At 41.4% G+C, this 18,599-nt stretch carries 17 protein-coding genes and 1 other annotated feature; all 17 genes read right to left on the bottom strand.

Translation table 11 applies throughout. From position 1 onward, the window contains the following. Positions 1–83: 83 nt before the first annotated feature. The 17 genes from AC1D69_RS06240 to hemL all read right to left on the bottom strand — a co-directional run bounded on the left by AC1D69_RS06240 (position 84) and on the right by hemL (position 18,525). Positions 84–944, bottom strand: coding sequence for a M50 family metallopeptidase (locus AC1D69_RS06240; RefSeq protein ID WP_495455269.1), 861 nt, complete (start codon positions 942–944; stop codon positions 84–86). Then, positions 937–1,746 (bottom strand): peptidoglycan DD-metalloendopeptidase family protein, encoded by an 810-nt coding sequence (locus tag AC1D69_RS06235; protein ID WP_495455268.1) that lies wholly within the window; start codon positions 1,744–1,746, stop codon positions 937–939. Before AC1D69_RS06235 ends, AC1D69_RS06240 begins: the two co-directional genes overlap by 8 nt. Before the next feature lie 157 nt (positions 1,747–1,903). Continuing rightward, positions 1,904–2,701 carry a septum site-determining protein MinD gene (minD, locus tag AC1D69_RS06230; protein ID WP_495455267.1) on the bottom strand — a complete coding sequence of 266 codons (798 nt, stop codon included), beginning with the start codon at positions 2,699–2,701 and terminating at the stop codon, positions 1,904–1,906. Between the two features lie 3 nt (positions 2,702–2,704). Then, on the bottom strand, positions 2,705–3,367 hold the full coding sequence (gene minC, locus AC1D69_RS06225; RefSeq protein ID WP_495455266.1) for a septum site-determining protein MinC: 663 nt from the start codon (positions 3,365–3,367) through the stop codon (positions 2,705–2,707). An 80-nt stretch (positions 3,368–3,447) separates the two neighbouring features. Then, positions 3,448–3,981, bottom strand: a complete 534-nt coding sequence (mreD, locus tag AC1D69_RS06220) for a rod shape-determining protein MreD (RefSeq protein WP_495455265.1) — start codon at positions 3,979–3,981, stop codon at positions 3,448–3,450. After that, entirely contained in the window at positions 3,981–4,853 is an 873-nt protein-coding gene (mreC, locus tag AC1D69_RS06215) for a rod shape-determining protein MreC (protein WP_495455264.1), read from the bottom strand. Before mreC ends, mreD begins: the two co-directional genes overlap by 1 nt. 24 nt (positions 4,854–4,877) lie before the next feature. Further along, complete coding sequence (locus AC1D69_RS06210) at positions 4,878–5,900, bottom strand: rod shape-determining protein (RefSeq protein WP_495455263.1); 1,023 nt, start codon at positions 5,898–5,900, stop codon at positions 4,878–4,880. A 39-nt stretch (positions 5,901–5,939) separates the two neighbouring features. Next, positions 5,940–6,629: a RadC family protein gene (gene radC / locus AC1D69_RS06205; RefSeq protein WP_495455262.1), complete on the bottom strand. Its 690-nt coding sequence runs from the start codon at positions 6,627–6,629 to the stop codon at positions 5,940–5,942. 36 nt (positions 6,630–6,665) lie between these two features. Then, entirely contained in the window at positions 6,666–7,268 is a 603-nt protein-coding gene (locus AC1D69_RS06200) for a Maf family protein (RefSeq protein WP_495455261.1), read from the bottom strand. Between the two features lie 23 nt (positions 7,269–7,291). Next, complete coding sequence (locus AC1D69_RS06195; RefSeq protein WP_495455260.1) at positions 7,292–7,534, bottom strand: DUF4321 domain-containing protein; 243 nt, start codon at positions 7,532–7,534, stop codon at positions 7,292–7,294. 119 nt (positions 7,535–7,653) lie between these two features. Continuing rightward, entirely contained in the window at positions 7,654–8,847 is a 1,194-nt protein-coding gene (locus tag AC1D69_RS06190; RefSeq protein ID WP_495455259.1) for an SPOR domain-containing protein, read from the bottom strand. Positions 8,848–9,037: 190 nt separating this feature from the next. Beyond that, entirely contained in the window at positions 9,038–10,411 is a 1,374-nt protein-coding gene (gene murC, locus AC1D69_RS06185) for a UDP-N-acetylmuramate--L-alanine ligase (protein WP_495455258.1), read from the bottom strand. Between the two features lie 7 nt (positions 10,412–10,418). Next, entirely contained in the window at positions 10,419–11,795 is a 1,377-nt protein-coding gene (locus tag AC1D69_RS06180) for a bifunctional folylpolyglutamate synthase/dihydrofolate synthase (RefSeq protein WP_495455257.1), read from the bottom strand. Between the two features lie 46 nt (positions 11,796–11,841). Continuing rightward, the gene (locus AC1D69_RS06175) at positions 11,842–14,508 is read right to left on the bottom strand and encodes a valine--tRNA ligase (RefSeq protein WP_495455256.1); all 2,667 of its coding nucleotides are present in this window, start codon (positions 14,506–14,508) and stop codon (positions 11,842–11,844) included. Between the two features lie 59 nt (positions 14,509–14,567). Then, positions 14,568–14,845, bottom strand: a binding site (T-box leader). Positions 14,846–14,998: 153 nt separating this feature from the next. After that, entirely contained in the window at positions 14,999–16,198 is a 1,200-nt protein-coding gene (locus AC1D69_RS06170; protein WP_495455255.1) for a LysM peptidoglycan-binding domain-containing protein, read from the bottom strand. Positions 16,199–16,327: 129 nt separating this feature from the next. Next, positions 16,328–17,227: an RluA family pseudouridine synthase gene (locus tag AC1D69_RS06165; protein ID WP_495455254.1), complete on the bottom strand. Its 900-nt coding sequence runs from the start codon at positions 17,225–17,227 to the stop codon at positions 16,328–16,330. Continuing rightward, positions 17,224–18,525 carry a glutamate-1-semialdehyde 2,1-aminomutase gene (hemL, locus tag AC1D69_RS06160; protein ID WP_495455253.1) on the bottom strand — a complete coding sequence of 434 codons (1,302 nt, stop codon included), beginning with the start codon at positions 18,523–18,525 and terminating at the stop codon, positions 17,224–17,226. Before hemL ends, AC1D69_RS06165 begins: the two co-directional genes overlap by 4 nt. Positions 18,526–18,599 lie beyond the last annotated feature (74 nt).

The following is an 18,599-nucleotide window of genomic DNA, read 5'->3' as shown; positions in this document are numbered from 1 at the left end:
TAGAAGACATTTCACTACATTGTTCATGAAATCTCTTATCAATTTTGTATCTGTATCCATATTATCGAGTCGTCCTCCAACTGTTAAGGAAAACGACGTCCATGAGAAAAGTATGCTGAAATAAGACGTTGCTCCGGTATAACTGTTTTAACTATTCCATGTTTATCCAAAACATATATCAAATGATATTTCTCTCTCTTAAATAGACGCAAAACGTTCTCTAAATGTTTCGATGCATCTGTAATTATAGGTTGGGCAATAATACCTTTTGCCTCATATTTCTCATGCAAATCAATCCTATTCATCAGAAATCTCATAAAACGAAATGGGAGATTACGATAATCTACAAGATTAGAATAAAATAGAAATATCCCAATCATCAATATATTTAGTTGTATGATTCCTTCACCCTTGATCAAAGGAAGGAGGGAATTTAGGATTACGAATATACTTGTAACTATACTAACTCTTGAAGACCATAGTAAAGTCCAATGATAAGAAAAGTATCGACTTGCCAGTGACTGTAAGATTTTCCCGCCATCAAGTGGAAGAATCGGTAACAAATTAAATAACGCAATAACCATGTTTCCATGCACAATGTACGAAATAAATTCACGGTCACCAATACCTATTGTCATGAAAGTCAGTCCAATGCTTATCATAATTCCATTCTGAAGAGGTCCTGCTAAAGCAATGATAATTTCCTTCCAAGGAGTCAGCTTTCCATGATCCTCAATCGTTACAACGCCCCCGAACGGCAATAACTGAACAGATCGAACCTTAATACCCAGGATCAGCGCAGCACTCATATGTCCCATCTCGTGGATAAGAACAATAGCAAAGAGAGTAATAAGCTCGATAAAGCCACCTGTCAATATCGACATCAGCATGACAATAACAAAGAGCGGATGCAACGATAGCGTTACCCCACGAATATTAATCAAAAGACATCACTTCCGAGGGGTCTATATATTCTTGACCTTGCTTCATAGAAAGATATAAGGTTGGTGACTGCCCTGTAGCAATATCAGCTAATAGGCCAAGCGTATCTCCTGCCTCAACCCAATCGTTCAATTTCAAAGTAGTATCAAGATGTCCATAGATAGCCACTATACCACCTGTATGCTGAATCGTTAGGGTCTTTCCCATTTGCGAATCTGTTAATACCTTAATGACCTGCCCCGTTGCTACGCTTTTAACCGGATGTTTCGTATTTGAATCTTCATAGGGTGCGATTTCAACCCCTTTTAGATCCGCAGAATAAGGAGTTGTTATATTCCCATGGATAGGAACGACCAGTGAAAGTGATGCAATGACCTTCTGCGGATCACTCTGACTTTCCTTAAAGATGGGAATAATTGTAGGGGTGTCTCCGAAATGAGATACATACCAAGCTTCAACTGCTTGAAAATCCATTTCTCGATTCAGTGACTGTGTAATATACAGCTGTGCAGTAATCGCCCAAGGGTGCTGAAAACGATATACGCCAATGATTAATCCAAATAACAAGGCACTGACTACTAACCGCCAAGTAAAACTAGACAAAAAACGATGTTTCTTAACCTCGTCATTAACGCCATATCGTTGACTACGCTCTTTTTTCCACAAAACTTCAGGGTCTGGTTCCTCAACGATCGGATATTCTCTCGGTAACCTCTTTAACTCGGACTGTGGCTGATTAACCTCTAATAGTTCCTGTATTCGTTCTTGTCGACGTTTCTTCAATCCTAATTTATTATCATCCATTGTGGTAATCCCCCTGCGGGCTTCTTTTAATACATTTTATGAGGGATGTCCATCTATTTAGAACAAGCATAAATCATTAGATTGAACATAGAACAAAAAAGGAACCACCCTGAAGTAGCTAAAATCTACTTTTAAGGGAGTTCCTTTTCTCTAGTTGCTATTGACCCATTCCGAAGATCTTTTTAAAGCGTACTAACGCACCCTGTTTGATATCCATTTGCATTAGAGGTACCGTGTCTCCTAGAATTCGACGAGCAATATTGCGATAAGCAATGGCCGCTTTGGAGTCAGGGTTCATTACTATTGGTTCACCATGATTGGATGCCTTTATCACATACTCATCATCGGGTATGATCCCAATCAAGTCAATATTCAGTACTTGTAGAATATCCTCAATATCTAGCATGTCACCCGACTTAACCATATTATGACGTATTCGATTCACAATGAGTTTTGGAGATTCAACATGAAAGCTTTCCAATAGACCAATAACCCGGTCAGCGTCTCGAACTGCAGCATTCTCTGGCGTGGTTACTACAATAGCCTTATCTGCTCCTGCGATCGCATTCTTAAATCCTTGCTCAATCCCTGCAGGACAGTCAATGATCACATACTCATATTCCTTCTTCAGTTCAAGAATAACATCTTTGACCTGATCTGGGCTGACGGAGTCCTTGTCTTTTGTCTGTGCGCAAGGAAGCATAAATAATTCATCGAACCGTTTATCCTTCACCAGTGCTTGCCCAAGTCGGCATCTACCCTCTGTTACATCGCACAAGTCATAAATAATACGATTCTCAAGGCCCATAACCACATCCAAATTTCGCAGCCCTATATCGGTATCCACCAAACATACCTTCTTGCCAAGTAAAGCAAGCGCAGTTCCTATATTGGCTGTTGTAGTAGTCTTACCTACTCCACCCTTACCAGAAGTGACAACAATAGCCTCTCCCATGTACTACACCCCCTTAAACATGTTAAAATCTCTCCGCAATCGTGCTATATTGCTCATCTTATCGATTTGCATAACTCCATCCTGCAAATACGCAAATTCCATACGTGTCTCCCAAGTCTCCCACTCATCAGGTGGACGACTAATCATATTTGAAATACGTAATTGAGTCGGAGCAAAATGAGAGGCAGCAATAACAGTGTCTTCGTTACCATCAAACCCTGCGTGCGCCATCCCACGTAATGCACCCAAAATATAAATGTCCCCAGTACAAGTCACGGAACCTCCTGGATTTACATCTCCAAGAAACAAAAGATTTCCCTCATGATGAAGAACCTGACCGGAACGTACCAAACCGCTCATTATAGTAATATCACTTCCGAGCTCTTTTTCCATTTTTAATTCTGGTGATTCAACAGACCGTACTAACAGATTACCCTTTTTTTTCATAATTTCAAGAATACTCTGCTTCTGTTCTTCGGTTATATGCCGTGAACCTAATTTTATATCCACGTGAATAATTGGACCAGCTAATATATTCGTATGGCTGTGCTCCAGTTTATAGCAAAGATCGGTCAGTAAATCTTGAAATTCACACTCATCATCAAGCAGGAATACCAGGCCATCTTTGATGCCCTTAATCGTGACGTGATTGGATTTTACAGTCATAAGCCTGTCCCTCCCATCTTCATTCATTTCGTTCCCAGAGTCCCAAGTTCCTGCTTTGATCTCTAAATAATAGAATTTGGCTAAGCTGCCGCCTTCTCCTTTTGGTTAAGTTTACTAATTTTCTCTAGCTGAGATCTTAGAGGAACGTAGATTATTAATCCAAAAACAAAGTGTACGAACAAGTCAGGAAGGATATGATGCACTAAAGCCCAATCATATGTTGTGTGATTTATTTGAAATAATGTGTATATTCCGAACAAGGTACTATCTAATAGCAAACTACCCAGAATAACAGACGTCATCATAATAGGCATAGGTGCCCTTGGAGTCTGAAATATGAAGCCAATTAGATAAGCAGACAATCCCATTGCAAAAGAATATGTACCCATGACCTGTCCATAAAATACGATATCATGCAGTATGCCAAATACGATTCCAAGTACTAATGCCGTATGACGGTGGTTATAGATCGATACAAACAAGATCACGATGTAAACCAAATTCGGTACAATTCTAGACTGCCATGCATCCGGAATAAGCCATGGCACGACAGTCCCTTCTACTATAAAAAGAATGAATAATAACAGAATAAGAACAGGTCTACGCATCATCACTATTCAAGAACCTCCGGTGTAAACACAACAAATAGTCGTTTCCAATCTACAAAATTTGCAGCAGGCGTAATGGTCGCTGTTCTCAGCAATCCCATTTCACCCCTTTGAACACTATCAACCGTTCCAATAATCATTGCTTGTGGATACAGTCCGCCACTACCTGAAGTTACAATCGTATCTTTCTCTTTAAGTGGATCATCTTCTTTAATTCCAGTCATAAGTAATGTATGTGTCTTCTCGTCATAACTTTCAATAATGCCAAAGGTTTTATGGTTATTAAGCGATGTAACTGCAATCCCGTTTGTATTAGGATCCTTAACATCCATGGTCGTGATCAGATTAACCGTTGAAGTAAAGTTACTGACTTTACTAACGACACCAACAAGACCATCTATAGAAATAACAGACATATTAACCTTCACACCATTACGTTCCCCAATATCTATAACCAATGAGCGATTATTGGGATCCGTATTCACACTAACCACCTGTGCAATACGAAGTTCATAATTATTTTTTTCACTTTGCTCTTTTGTGAATTTAAGGTCCTTTTTCAGCCCTATATTATCAGCTTCCATAAAGTTAAATCGCGCTTTCTCACGTGTATACTGTGCGAGGGCAATTTTAAGTTCCTCATTCTCTTTATGAATATCTTTCAGGTTACCGATATCTTCAAACAAGCCCGCTATATAGCCAGCGGGCTTATAAAAGATGTTTTGCACAAAACCGACCGTATCTCTTAAGAACTTCTCAGGCCAAGACAGACTCGTCCTAGGTCCCACTGTAAATCCCATTAGAGCTACAAACATAACAAGGCCAATTAATATAACAAATAACCGTTTGTTTTTAAGTAACTTAAACAGTTTCAACACCCTCTAACATTGCTGATTTCTGTCCTACCGTCGCGATCTAGCTGAACTCTTAAATAAGTGAATGTTCTCCAACGCCTTACCTGTCCCAATAGCTACACAATCCAAAGGATTCTCTGCAACGATTACTGGCATTCCTGTCTCTTGAGCAAGCAGCTTGTCCAAGTTACGCAATAAAGCTCCACCACCAGTCAGAACAATTCCACGATCCATAATATCTGCTGCAAGTTCTGGTGGACACTTCTCAAGCGTTACCTTTACAGCTTCAATTATAGCATTCACAGTGTCACCTAGCGCTTCGCTAATTTCATCTGAAGTAATCGTAATGGTTTTCGGTAATCCAGTTACCAAGTCACGACCGCGAATTTCCATCGTTTCCACTTGATCTAATGGTAGAGCAGAACCAACTTCCATCTTCAGCAATTCAGATGTGCGTTCACCAATCATTAAGTTATATTGACGTTTGATATATTGAATGATAGATTCATCCATTTCATCCCCTGCAACACGAACAGAACGACTCGTTACAATGCCTCCAAGAGAAATAACTGCTACTTCTGTTGTACCTCCACCGATGTCAACAACCATACTACCCGTTGGTTCCCACACTGGAAGATCAGCACCAATAGCTGCTGCAAATGGTTCTTCAATAATGTATGCTTCACGTGCACCCGCTTGTTTCGTTGCATCTTCAACAGCCCGTTGTTCCACAGCTGTAATCCCTGAAGGAACACATACCATCACATTTGGATGACGTTGAAACATAGAGCGCTGTTTCTGTGCTTGCTTAATGAAATATTTAATCATTGTTGCTGTAATGTCGAAATCTGCAATAACGCCATCTTTCATAGGTCGTATCGCTTGAATATTTCCAGGAGTACGTCCAATCATTTTTTTAGCGGATTCCCCAACAGCCTCAATGCTCTTTGTATCCAATCTTATTGCGACTACTGAAGGCTCTCTAACAACAATGCCCTTACCACGGACATAAACGAGTGTATTTGCTGTCCCCAAATCAATCCCTAAATCTTTTGTAAATCCACCTAACATGCTGTAAACTCCCTTTCTGTGTCGAATCTAAACAATATGTTACATCAAACCTTGTTCTTTCAAACTAATATAATTCCCATCCCCAATAATGACATGGTCTATGACCTCAATTCCAATGACATGACCTGCTTCTACTAAACGAGAAGTGATAGAAACGTCTTCCGGACTAGGTGTCGGATCTCCACTTGGGTGGTTATGCGCACATACAATTGATGCACTACTACATTTGATAGCAGCTCTAAACACCTCTCTTGGATGAACTATGGAAGCGTTCAAACTACCTATAGAAAGTGTTTCTTGGGCAATGATGTGATTTTTCGTATTTAGAAATAGACAAACGAAATGTTCTTTTTGTAAATATCTCAATTGCTCACTAAGTACATCGACTGCATCACGAGGGCTACGAATGGTCACTGTATCGCTCATACGAGCTCTAGCCAATCGTTGTCCTAGTTCAATTCCAGCTTTAAGTTGAACTGCCTTTGCATTTCCAATGCCTTTAATTTGTGTAAGTTCATTGATGCTGAGGTCAACTAAATTGCGTATACTGCCAATTTTATTCATGATCCGCTGTGCCAAATGAATAGCCGATTCTTGATGAGATCCTGTTCGTAGCAGTATTGCTAGCAATTCGGCATGGCTTAAAGCCTCTGCCCCATAATGCATCATGCGTTCTCTTGGTCGCTCTTCATGGGGGAGGTCACGTACTAATAGTGACTGCGACTCCACTCTATTCCCCTCTTTCTCCTCAATTCAAACAACAGACTACAAGACATCCATCCCTAATTCCGATAACATATCGGTTAGAAGAGAAAGCGGTAAGCCCACGACATTAAAATAACATCCATGTATGCCGTCAACTAGCGTTGCTCCGAGACCTTGTATTGCATAAGAGCCTGCTTTATCAAAAGGCTCACCACTATTTACGTATGCTTGTATCTTGCGATCAGACAATGGCTTCATAGTGACTGAAGTCACCCTATGATTGATCAATGTTCTTCCTGTTAATACATCAATACACGCTACGCCTGTATATACCTCATGGGTCTTCCCCTGAAGAGAAGATAGCATAGAGTAAGCTTCATGATCATTCTTAGGTTTACCAAGTACTTGATTGTCTATTAGCACAATCGTGTCACTACCCACAATAATAGAAGGTTCTGTCTGTCCCAAGCATGTCTGATGTACGGCTTCCGCTTTGCGAAGAGCTAATCCCTCTACGATCTCAGGAGGAGTCCATTCCTCAGGGGTTTTTTCCTCTACATGACTAGGTTTAATTTCGTATGGAATACGTAGAGAGGAGATTAACTCCTGCCGACGCGGAGATGTCGATGCCAGAATAATTCGGTGTGAATATTGTGAAGTCAAATAGAGCTCTCCTTTATCTTCGATTATAGCTTGCGATACAGCCACACGGAGATAATCATGGTCAATAAACTAAGCAAACACAGTTTCATCTGAATGGTAAAATCGTAACTAATAATATTCAAGTCAGCTTGTGGTGACCATTTAATCACCTTTGATGCGGTAAGAAAAGATAGACTTTGAACAGGTTCAAGTGCTATGGCAATCCATGCTCCTACCAACCAGCCAAGCAGCAGAAACAATATAAGCATTCCTACGTTTCTCTTCATTCATATCTACCTCGCCATTTTTTGACACTCACATTATTATACGGTTATTTCAAGCTCAATACAAACAAAAATCCAGTAGGGGAAGTATTTCCATTTTCTCTACCGGATATAGCATCTATTTAGTTGTTTTTCATCATATTAATCATTTGTTTTTGCCCCAACATGTATTCCATCATGTAAGACTGTATCTCCCACAGATGGCCTTTAGATGTATTCTTGTTGTACTCTGTTACAGATGATAGAGCACTATTCATTGTTTGTTCCATCTGCTTCTCTACGACAACTGCCTCAGGACTAAGACCCGCTTGCAATGTTTTTATAGATTCCGTCCATACGCGATGTAGTTCCGTCAATACCGTCATCTCGCTCTCACCTAGAGGGGTAGGGCGCTCCATTCCAAGCAACGAAGCCGACTGAGTACTTAAAGAAGAGATAAGATCTGTACTTACAGTAAAGTAACGACTAAGACTTTCTGAATCCCCTTTAAAGGAAAGTTCGTTAGCTGACGGTAGCGTAATTTCTCTTATGTAGAGCTCTACTCCTTGTGTCTTTAGCTGATTACTAAGCAATTTGGCCTGTTCACGATCTGTTGATATACCTGCATAAACCCGATATCCCAGATCAGGATCAGCACCAGCAGCAAGGCCTATCTTCTGAAGCTCCTGCTTAGCTATATCTACGCGCTCTTCATTACTGAATACGCCGTATTGTAGCATATAATAAGTCTGTGGTTCAATCGTTACTGCAACGGTTGGAAGCTGCCCTTCCGTCTCGACAGGCATATCACTGCTTACAGGCATGCTTTCTATAGATGTGTTATTTTGAGATGTGTTATTTTGCGAACCCTTAGGAAATATGCTACCTACATCAAAAAGGGAGAGAACTACAAACCCGAACAAAGCCCCTGTCACGATTGCAGCTGTAACAGTGCCAAACACCTTCCACAGTGAAGTAGGTCGACGTGGACGATATTCCGCTGCATAATTCTGATCTATATCAGGTCCTATATTTCTTTCATTTGTGACTTCTTTAGCAGATAGGTCCTCATGTACATCTTCTCTTAGATCGACTCTTGGATGGCGAGTGGTCATCAACTCTTCCCAAGCTTCATTCTTACTGAATGGGTCACCCCATCCATCCATAGGTTCTGGAACAATCGCTAACCTTGGGTACTCTATATTTCTAGGTTCCTCTGTTAACAACTCACTTCCAACTATCTTTTTCAAGGGTTTCTCCACGTTTACTTGTTCTTCATTCCGCTCCATATGCTCTTTAACTTCGCCAAATCGAAAAGTCATTCTACCCTTATTCATGTATACACCTCACCTTGTCTTATCTTCTATTATCTAGATATATGATAGATTTAAGAAAGATATGTTCAGTAAGGATATGTAAATATGAAATAAATTCAAACATTCTAATATAAATCCTACTAGTGAGTCAAAAGACAAACGGCAGACCAAGGATGATTCCCTTGGTCTGCCGTTATTTCTTAGTATACTTCTATTTCTTATTCAAGTCTTTTGCCAATTCAGCTCCAACCTTCCAGATATCTCCGGCTCCCATCGTTAGAACAACATCTCCGGAAGTCACTCTTGTCTTCAAATCTAGCAGTACATCTTCCTTAGTCGGAAGGTATCTTGCCCCAGGGTTACTGTTCTGAACAATAAGCTCCACTAATTTGGAAGAATGAATTCCTTCGATTTGCTTCTCACCCGCTGGTGAGTAAATATCCGTGATGATAACTTCATCAGCCTCACTAAAAGCTCTGCTGAATGCATCAAGTAAAAAGAATGTTCGCGAGTAACGCTGAGGTTGAAATACCGCGATAATTCTTTTGCCTGTTGCTTTAGCAGCACTAATAGTAGCTTCAATCTCCGTTGGATGATGGGCATAATCATCAATAATTAGAATCCCATTCTCTTCTCCAAGCACCTGGAATCGACGCTTAGCACCATTAAATTCCGAGATACCTTGAACAATAGATGCGAACGGTATACCTGACGTTAAACATACAATAATCGTTGCCATGGCGTTGTATACGTTATGAAGACCTGGAACGGATAATTCAACACTTCCAAGTGCCTCACCACGATGACTTAGGGTGAAAGAAACTTGACGATCCCCAAGAACAATATCACTCGCCATATAATCCGATTCTGTTTTAATACCGTAAGTAATCATCGAACAGTCTAGTTTAGGCATAATCGACTGTATATTCTGATCATCTCCACAGATTACAGCTGTACCATCTTTCCGAATCTGGTTCAGAAATTGAACATATGCTCTTTTTAACTCTTCGAAGTCACTGTTGTAATTCTCCAAATGGTCTGCTTCAATATTCGTTACGACGCCAAGCCATGGATGATATTGAAGGAATGAACCATCACTTTCATCAGCCTCAGCGACAACGTGTTCACCTTGACCTGCTTTAGCATTCGTTCCTACATTCATGATTTCGCCACCAATGATGTAGGTAGGATCAACGCCACATTTCTCCATGACTAATGCAATCATAGAGGATGTGGTTGTCTTCCCATGCGCACCCGCAACAGCTACACCTTTACGTTCGTTAAGCAATCTTGCCAACATTTGCGAACGGTGTAGTGTAGGAATGTTTAGCTGTTCTGCTTCTACTCGTTCCACGTTATCTTTAGATAACGCAGTAGAATATACGACCCAATCTGCACCATGTACCTGTGCTGCGGTATGACCGATATAGATTTTTGCTCCCTTGGCTATCAACTTCTCTGTCAATTCCTGAGAAGCCACGTCAGAACCCGTGACAGTATAACCCATTTCTAACATCACTCTAGCGATGGCGCTCATTCCGTAGCCACCAATTCCAATAAAATGAACATGTTCTGATGTATTCAACAGTTATTCACCAACCTTTTTCAGAATCGGATCGATTTAAGAGAGATCCTCGCACGTCGGCAATTAAATATAATGTACCGGATACCACTCCAAGATCCTCCGCTTCCGTCCGTAACTTCAATTTCTCTAACGCTATTCTCCAATCGGGTTCAACGATGATTTGCAAATTAGGTTTGCCGTACTTAGGCCGCAGTTGTTCTACAATATAAAGCAGCTTATCTACGTCCATTTTCTTGCGAAAATCCGGCTCTGTCAGGATAAGCGTATCCACTATAGGGAGTATATGCTTAAAGTAGGACTCATGATGCTTATTTGACAACATCCCCATCATCAAATTTAATGATCGATATTCGTAGTACTGAGGAAGACTTTTAGCCAACGTCTCTGCACCTTCTGGATTATGTGCTCCATCCAGTACAATTCTCGGAGAAGTTCCTACTTCTTCTAGGCGCCCTGCCCATGTTGTATTTCGAAATCCTCTTAGGATAGCTTCACCATCCATAACGAATGCCATATACTGGCGAAGTACTTCAAGCACCATCATGGCACCCGCAGCATTTGCAATCTGATGATCACCCTTCATTCCAATCTCAACATCTATCGACCGAAAAGGTCCAGCATAATGAAAAGATTGCATACCAGATTCATACTCTTTTCGTTCATACGTGAACTGTTCATTTGCAAGATATAACGTTGAGTTGGTTCTCTTGGCTGCTGCTCTAATCACTTCTACAACTTCCGGTTGTGTTGCACAACTAACGACCGGGACACCAGGCTTAATAATTCCTGCCTTTTCCGTAGCAATTAATTGTAACGTATCTCCTAAAATATCGGTATGGTCCATGCCCACATTCGTAATGACCGATACGACCGGATTAACAATATTTGTTACATCAAGTCTTCCCCCTAGGCCCGTCTCCCATACCACAACATCAGGTACACAGACCTGTGCGTAGTATAGGATAGCAAGCGCCGTAGACACTTCAAACATGGTTGGAGAACCAAGTTCAGTTTGTGCAATACTCTCTACTATAGGACGCAAACGATTGGTGAGATCAAGTAAGGTTTCTTCAGGAATATCATCGCCATTATATTGAAAACGATTTGTGAATTTAGTGATATACGGCGATGTGAACGTTCCTACAGAATATCCTGTTTCTAACAGCACTTTTGTTAAAAAAGCGCACGTAGAACCTTTTCCATTTGTTCCTGCTACATGAATGAACTTAAGCCGACGATGGGGTTGTCCTAGTTGCTCCATCATGGCCTCCATGCGAGATAGACCCGGTCGAATTCCAAAAGGGATCAAACCATTAATCCAGTTGACTGCTTCTATATAAGTTGTAAGAGGAGCCTTATGCTCGGTTCCAATCTGATCCTCCATACTCTCTCACCTTCAGGTCTATGAATTGGTTGTTACGTTGTTACGCTTAGCCTTTAAGTTCTTCAATTCTAGCTAATACTTTACTACGTTTATCCGAATAGTCTGCCTGCTTCGCACGTTCTTCATCAATCACTTTCGCAGGTGCCTTAGCAACAAAACCTTGATTACTAAGTTTCTTCTCAACCCGCTCTACTTCAGCATTTAACGTTTGTACTTCCTTTTCCAGACGAGCAATCTCTTGTTCAATATCAATCAATCCAGCTAAAGGTAAGTACAACTCAGCACCTGTTACAACAGCGATCATCGATTTATCTGGGGCTGGAATATCCACACCTACTTGGAAGCTAGATGTATTACAGAAACGTTTCACGAAAATCTCATTACGACTTACAATACCAAACACATCAGCATCTCCAGCTTTAACAATTAATTCTACCTTTTTACTCATCGGTACATTAACCTCAGCGCGGATATTACGAACCGTGCGGATGATATCCATCAACATATTCATTTCGTTAACGGCATCAACATTTTCAAAAGATGCGTTATACTCCGGCCATGCAGCCAACGTAATCGTATCCCCTTCGTGTGGAAGGTGTTGCCATATTTCTTCCGAAATGAACGGCATGAACGGATGAATCAAACGAAGCGTACGGTCAAGAACATAGGCAAGAACCGATTTCGTACTCTTCTTAGCAACTTCATCTTCACCATATAAGGACAATTTGGCAAACTCAATATACCAATCACATAGGTCATCCCATATAAAGTTGTATAACAGTCGTCCTGTCTCACCAAACTCGTAAGCATCTATTAGACGCGTAATGTCACGTGAAGTTTCGTTTAGGCGATGGAGAATCCACCGATCAGACGTTTGTAGTTCTCCGCTGATATCAATATCTTCAAATGTGAACCCTTCTAGATTCATAAGTGCAAATCGAGAAGCATTCCATATTTTATTAGCAAAATTACGTGCTTGTTCAACGCGTTCCCAACGGAAACGAAGATCTTGACCAGGTGTACTACCTGTAGAAATCATATAACGCATAGCATCCGCGCCATATTTCTCGATAACTTCTAGAGGATCTACCCCGTTACCCAGCGACTTCGACATCTTCAGTCCATCGGAATCTCTAACAAGACCGTGCATTAATACATCTTGGAATGGAATCTGATCCGTAAATTCAAGCGCAGTGAAGATCATGCGAGCTACCCAGAAGTAAATGATGTCATATCCCGTAACGAGTACATTCGTTGAATAGTAACGTTTCAAATCTTCTGTATTATCAGGCCAACCTAATGTTGAGAAAGGCCACAACGCTGAGCTGAACCAAGTATCAAGTACATCTTCATCCTGTCTAAGTTCGGTACTTCCACATTTCGTACATGAAGTAACATCATCATGTGCAACATGAAGCTCACCACAAGACTCACAATACCATGCCGGAATACGATGACCCCACCAGAGTTGTCTTGAAATACACCAGTCACGTACATTCTCGATCCAATTCAGATAGATTTTCTCGAAACGGTCCGGTACAAAGTTAACACCCTTACCTGATTTCTGTACCTCAATGGCTTTTTCAGCCAATGGCTTCATCTTAACAAACCATTGCGTAGAAAGGTACGGCTCAACTACAGCTCCCGTACGTTCACTATGTCCAACTTGATGAACATGATCTTCGATCTGAATAAGAACACCTTGCTCTTGCAAATCCTTAACAATCTGCTTACGGCAGTCACTGCGATCTAGACCTTCATATGGGCCTGCTAGATCATTCATAGTGCCCGTATCGTCCATAACACTAATCTGTTCCAACTGATGACGCTGTCCTACTTCAAAGTCATTAGGATCATGGGCAGGAGTGATCTTCACAGCACCACTTCCGAATTCCTGTTCAACATAATCATCGGCGATAATCGGTATTTCACGACCCACGATGGGTAGTACAACCATTTTGCCAATCATATCTTTATAACGATCATCTTTAGGATGAACAGCAATAGCTGTATCTCCTAACATTGTCTCAGGACGAGTAGTCGCAACAGTAATATGACCACTTCCGTCTTTCAAAGGATATTTCAGATGATAGAGATGTCCTTGTACCTCTTTATACTCTACTTCAATATCAGAAAGAGCTGTACGTGCAACGGGGTCCCAGTTAATAATATATTTACCACGGTAAATAAGACCCTTCTTATACAAACTTACAAAGACTTCACGAACAGCTTTGGATAGCCCTTCATCCAATGTGAACCGTTCCCTTGAGTAATCCAGAGATAAGCCCATCTTAGCCCATTGTTCATGGATTGTATTCGCATACTGATCTTTCCACTCCCACACCTGATCAAGAAACTTTTCTCTTCCAAGATCGTAACGGGATAATCCCTGGGAACGCAGTTTCTGTTCAACTTTGGTCTGTGTAGCTATACCCGCATGATCCGTTCCAGGAAGCCATAAAGCGTCATAACCTTGCATCCGTTTGGTTCGAATGAGTATATCTTGCATCGTGAAATCCATAGCATGACCTATATGAAGCATTCCTGTCACATTGGGTGGCGGAATTACAATTGTATAGGGTTCTGCTTCTGGTCGTTGGCCTGCTTTGAAAAAGCCACCGTCGATCCAATACTTGTACCATCTCTGCTCAGCAGATTTCGGATCATACGTTGTTGGCATTTCAGTAGTGATCTTAGTCTCATTATCCGTCATAATTAACACCCTCCATTACATCTTCAGAATATCTAAGAACACAAAAAAACCTCTCGCCCTCAAAGGACGAAAGGTTATCTTTCGCGGTACCACCTTTGTTTCATGGTAAGTAAAATAATAAGCCATTATGTTCAGGCTTATAACAATACAAATCATGACACTCATACAGATAACGGCTGCAACCGGCCATATTCTATGCTATTGAGGATAACCTCAAGTATTCAAATAGGCAACTCCAGGGCGACCTTCGTTTGGCTGCATCCTGCGGAATCTTCCAGCGTTACAATTCCGCTCTCTGAAGGGCAACCCAACTACTCTTCCCGTTCACAGTTTATTGTTAAATATTCTACTGTAATAATAACGTTCAAAACGCTCATAGTCAACTTCCCATTCACCCGTTTCTAAGGAAATATACGGAATAGAATAACAAGAAACCCCGTACACAAGAAAAATGTACGGGGTTGGACTTAAAAAAGAGCCATTTCACATGTTATGGAATATACAGGATCTGACCTTCTTCTATCGTCTGCTCTGATAGACGGTTATATAACAGTAGTTCTCTAGGACTCAATTGGTAGCGATCTGCAATGAGATCTAGCGTCTCTTCTCTTTGTACGATGCATAGACGAACTTTACTAAATGGCGTCTTCTCAGATGCACCTCCAAGGAATAGGCTCTTCCATTGAACATCTTCGCTAGTCGATTGATTCTGTTCTTCTTCCCGAGCAATAAGTTGTTCCTCTTGCGCTTGTTGTTCTTGATCTCTGAGCGTTCGCGATCGACTGGAGGTCAATATTGACGATAAGCCCACGTTATCTTGTGAATTAGCAGACGGCTCCTTTTTACTACCAAAACCTATTCTTAACTCTGCTTTCTCCTCATTCTCTTCACTTTGTGTGAATTCAGGTGATGCTGCAGCCGGATTTAAGTCCTCCTCAAACAATTCATTTTCCAATGAATATACTGGAGAAGGCTCATTTACCTCTTCGAGGAAGGTCTCTGCGGATACTTCGTTCACTGTAGAATTTTCATTCTCATCCTTGAAGCCAATATTCCATACATTAGAGTGATCCTTATGACGAGCAAGTTCATCCTCCGTATGTTGCACTGATTCTTGAGCTTCAATGACTTCATGAACACGTTCATCTTGAGCGAATAACACCTCAGGTACATTTCTCTCTAACAAATGCTCTTCTGAGGAATCTACATTTACATAAGTGACATCCTCACTAGTTGGCCGAGAAGCTTCACTTTGATCTGTTTGCCATTCGGGTGTATGAACGACCGTGAAATCTTCCACATTCCAGGATGGCGTATCACTAGGAAGCGTTTCAATTCCTCGTAAAGACAATACCCCAGTAACGTTAAGACTTCTCTTAGATAAAAGATCCACGTCGAAATTCTCGATTTCTACAGCAATCTCATCCAAAGAAGTTACCCGGTTAAGAGGAACGGTGATTTCAACTGGAATATAATGTTCAAGTCGCTCAGTTCCGCTCTCCTCGCCTTCCCCTCTGTACAATCCGGTTAGGATCAAATGACCTCGGAGTGTAGCTTGATCTTCCTGACTTATTACCTGAATATGCGGTAACATCTCAACTTCTTCAAGTTCCGCAATTCCAGCCACTTCTTCTGACAATTGAATACGTTCATAAATATCAAAGCGCAAACCGTAGGACTGGTCAAACACAGGTAACGTCCTCCTTTCGGCATATTATAACCATGAGTCGTCTCACGGCATGAGCCCATTTTTTCTTAACTCATTTTATCTATATGCTTTAAAAAGAAGAGCATGACTCTTTTACCATTATCCTTTGACTTACGTTCTTAGAACATGCTGTAATTCACTCAAATCTGCCGGCCACGGATCTTCAATTTCTATGTATTCTCTAGTAAACGGATGCGTGAAACACAACTTTTCTCCATGTAGTGCCTGTCTGTTCATAACGCTACTATTTCCTCCATACAACGAATCACCTAACAAGGGATGACCCAGATGACTTAAATGAACACGTATTTGGTGCGTACGTCCTGTGTCCAGTTCGAGGTGAACAAGGCTCGCATTCTGATAATGTTCTTTCACTTGTAGACGAGTGATCGCTGATTGCCCTGTAGGAGAAACACGTCGACGCTGAGCGTGATGTCGATCTTTTCCGATTGGTAGATCAATCACGGAAATATCCGGGCTAACATGCCCTTCAACAAAAGCAATGTACTTTCGTTCAATTTGTTTGGAACGCATGTCCTCATCTAACTTTAGTTGAGCCCATTCGTTCTTTGCATATAGAACCGGACCTGATGTGTTCTGATCAAGTCTGTGAATATGTCTAACCGCGACCTCTTCACCCATACCCTCATAATGAGCTGCAACAATATGATCGAGTGTAACCTCACCCTTACGCCCATCGGGATGCACAGTCATTCCTGCCGGTTTGTGCACAACTAAACAGAAGTCATCTTCATAAAGAACTTCAAGTTCCTGCCAGACTGGATTTATGCCAAAAGACTGAGAAGGAAATAGAGCCAGCCGTAGCCTAGCTCCATTCCACTGAACCTTCTTCTCATGTGTTAGTCGTCGTAACAACTTCTCCGGCATCCCCATCGTGTTGCTCAACCAGTTCAGCGTCTCTGCATCACGATCTTCTGCACCTTGAATTGCTTTACCCGGATTGAGTTCTAACCATTCCCCTCGTCGAATCCAGTTCTCTTGTCTACTCATAGAGTCTTAAGCGCATTATAATTGGCTTCAATACTTAAATCGATATCTTCGACACTATGGGCAGCAGAAACGAACATTCCTTCGAACTGTGATGGCGCTACGCTCACACCGTTGTGAACCATAGCCGCAAAATATCGACGGAATGAATCTATATTACTGTTCTTCGCTGTATCAAAGTTGGTCACAGGTCCATCCGAGAAGAATGGACATACCATCGATCCAACGCGGTTGATGGTAACAGGTACACCAAGTTCTTTGGCATTCCGTTCAAATCCTGCCTGTAATTGAGCGGCACGTTCTTCTAACTGCTGATACACTTCTGGCGTAAGTAGCTTAAGTGTTGTATATCCTGCCATCATAGCTAATGGATTACCGCTAAGGGTACCCGCTTGATAGATGGGACCCGCTGGAGAGACCTGTTCCATAAATTCACGTTTTCCACCATAAGCACCTACAGGTAGACCTCCACCAATGACTTTTCCAAGACAAGTTAGATCTGGTGTTATACCAAATAATCCTTGAGCACATTCCCGGTCTACCCGAAATCCTGTCATTACTTCGTCAAAAATAAGCAAACTACCATATTTCGTGGTTAGATCACGTAATCCTTGAAGAAATCCAGGTAGAGGGGGTACAACACCCATATTACCTGCAATGGGTTCAACGATGATACATGCAAGATCCTCACCGTAATGTTCGAATGCAACTTTTGCAGATTCAAGATCATTATAAGGAACCGTGATCGTATTCGATGCTACCCCTTCTGGTACACCAGGGCTATCCGGTAAACCTAACGTAGCTACACCAGATCCTGCTTTGATCAGTAGGCTATCTGCATGTCCATGATAAGAACCTTCGAACTTTAGAATCTTACTTCTACCTGTAATTCCGCGCGCAAGACGAATTGCACTCATCGTTGCTTCCGTTCCAGAGTTAACCATCCGAACAATATCGATTGAAGGAACGCGTTCACACACTAACTTAGCCATCTCTGTCTCAATCAACGTTGGAGCTCCGAAGCTCGTCCCTTTTAAGGCAACTTCTCGGATAGCTGAGATCACTTCTGGATGGGCATGTCCCATAATCAAGGGTCCCCAAGAACAAACGTAATCAATAAAGCTATTTCCATCAATATCATAAATGCGCGAACCTTCTCCACGATCAACATAAATTGGCGTTAATCCTACGCTCTTAAATGCACGAACAGGACTGTTAACTCCACCTGGAATATACTGTTTAGCTTCTTCAAAGGCTGCTCTTGACGCCTCTTCTTTACGATTACCAGACATATTACTCATTCTCGCAACTCCTATCATTTCAATGGTGATAAAATCATCTATCGTATCTAACTCATTCGTTGAAGTCGTAATCT

Source organism: Paenibacillus sp. Y301 (assembly GCF_059445505.1).
Note: the sequence above shows the minus strand (reverse complement) of the source record. Positions and strands in the feature narration are given on the sequence as shown.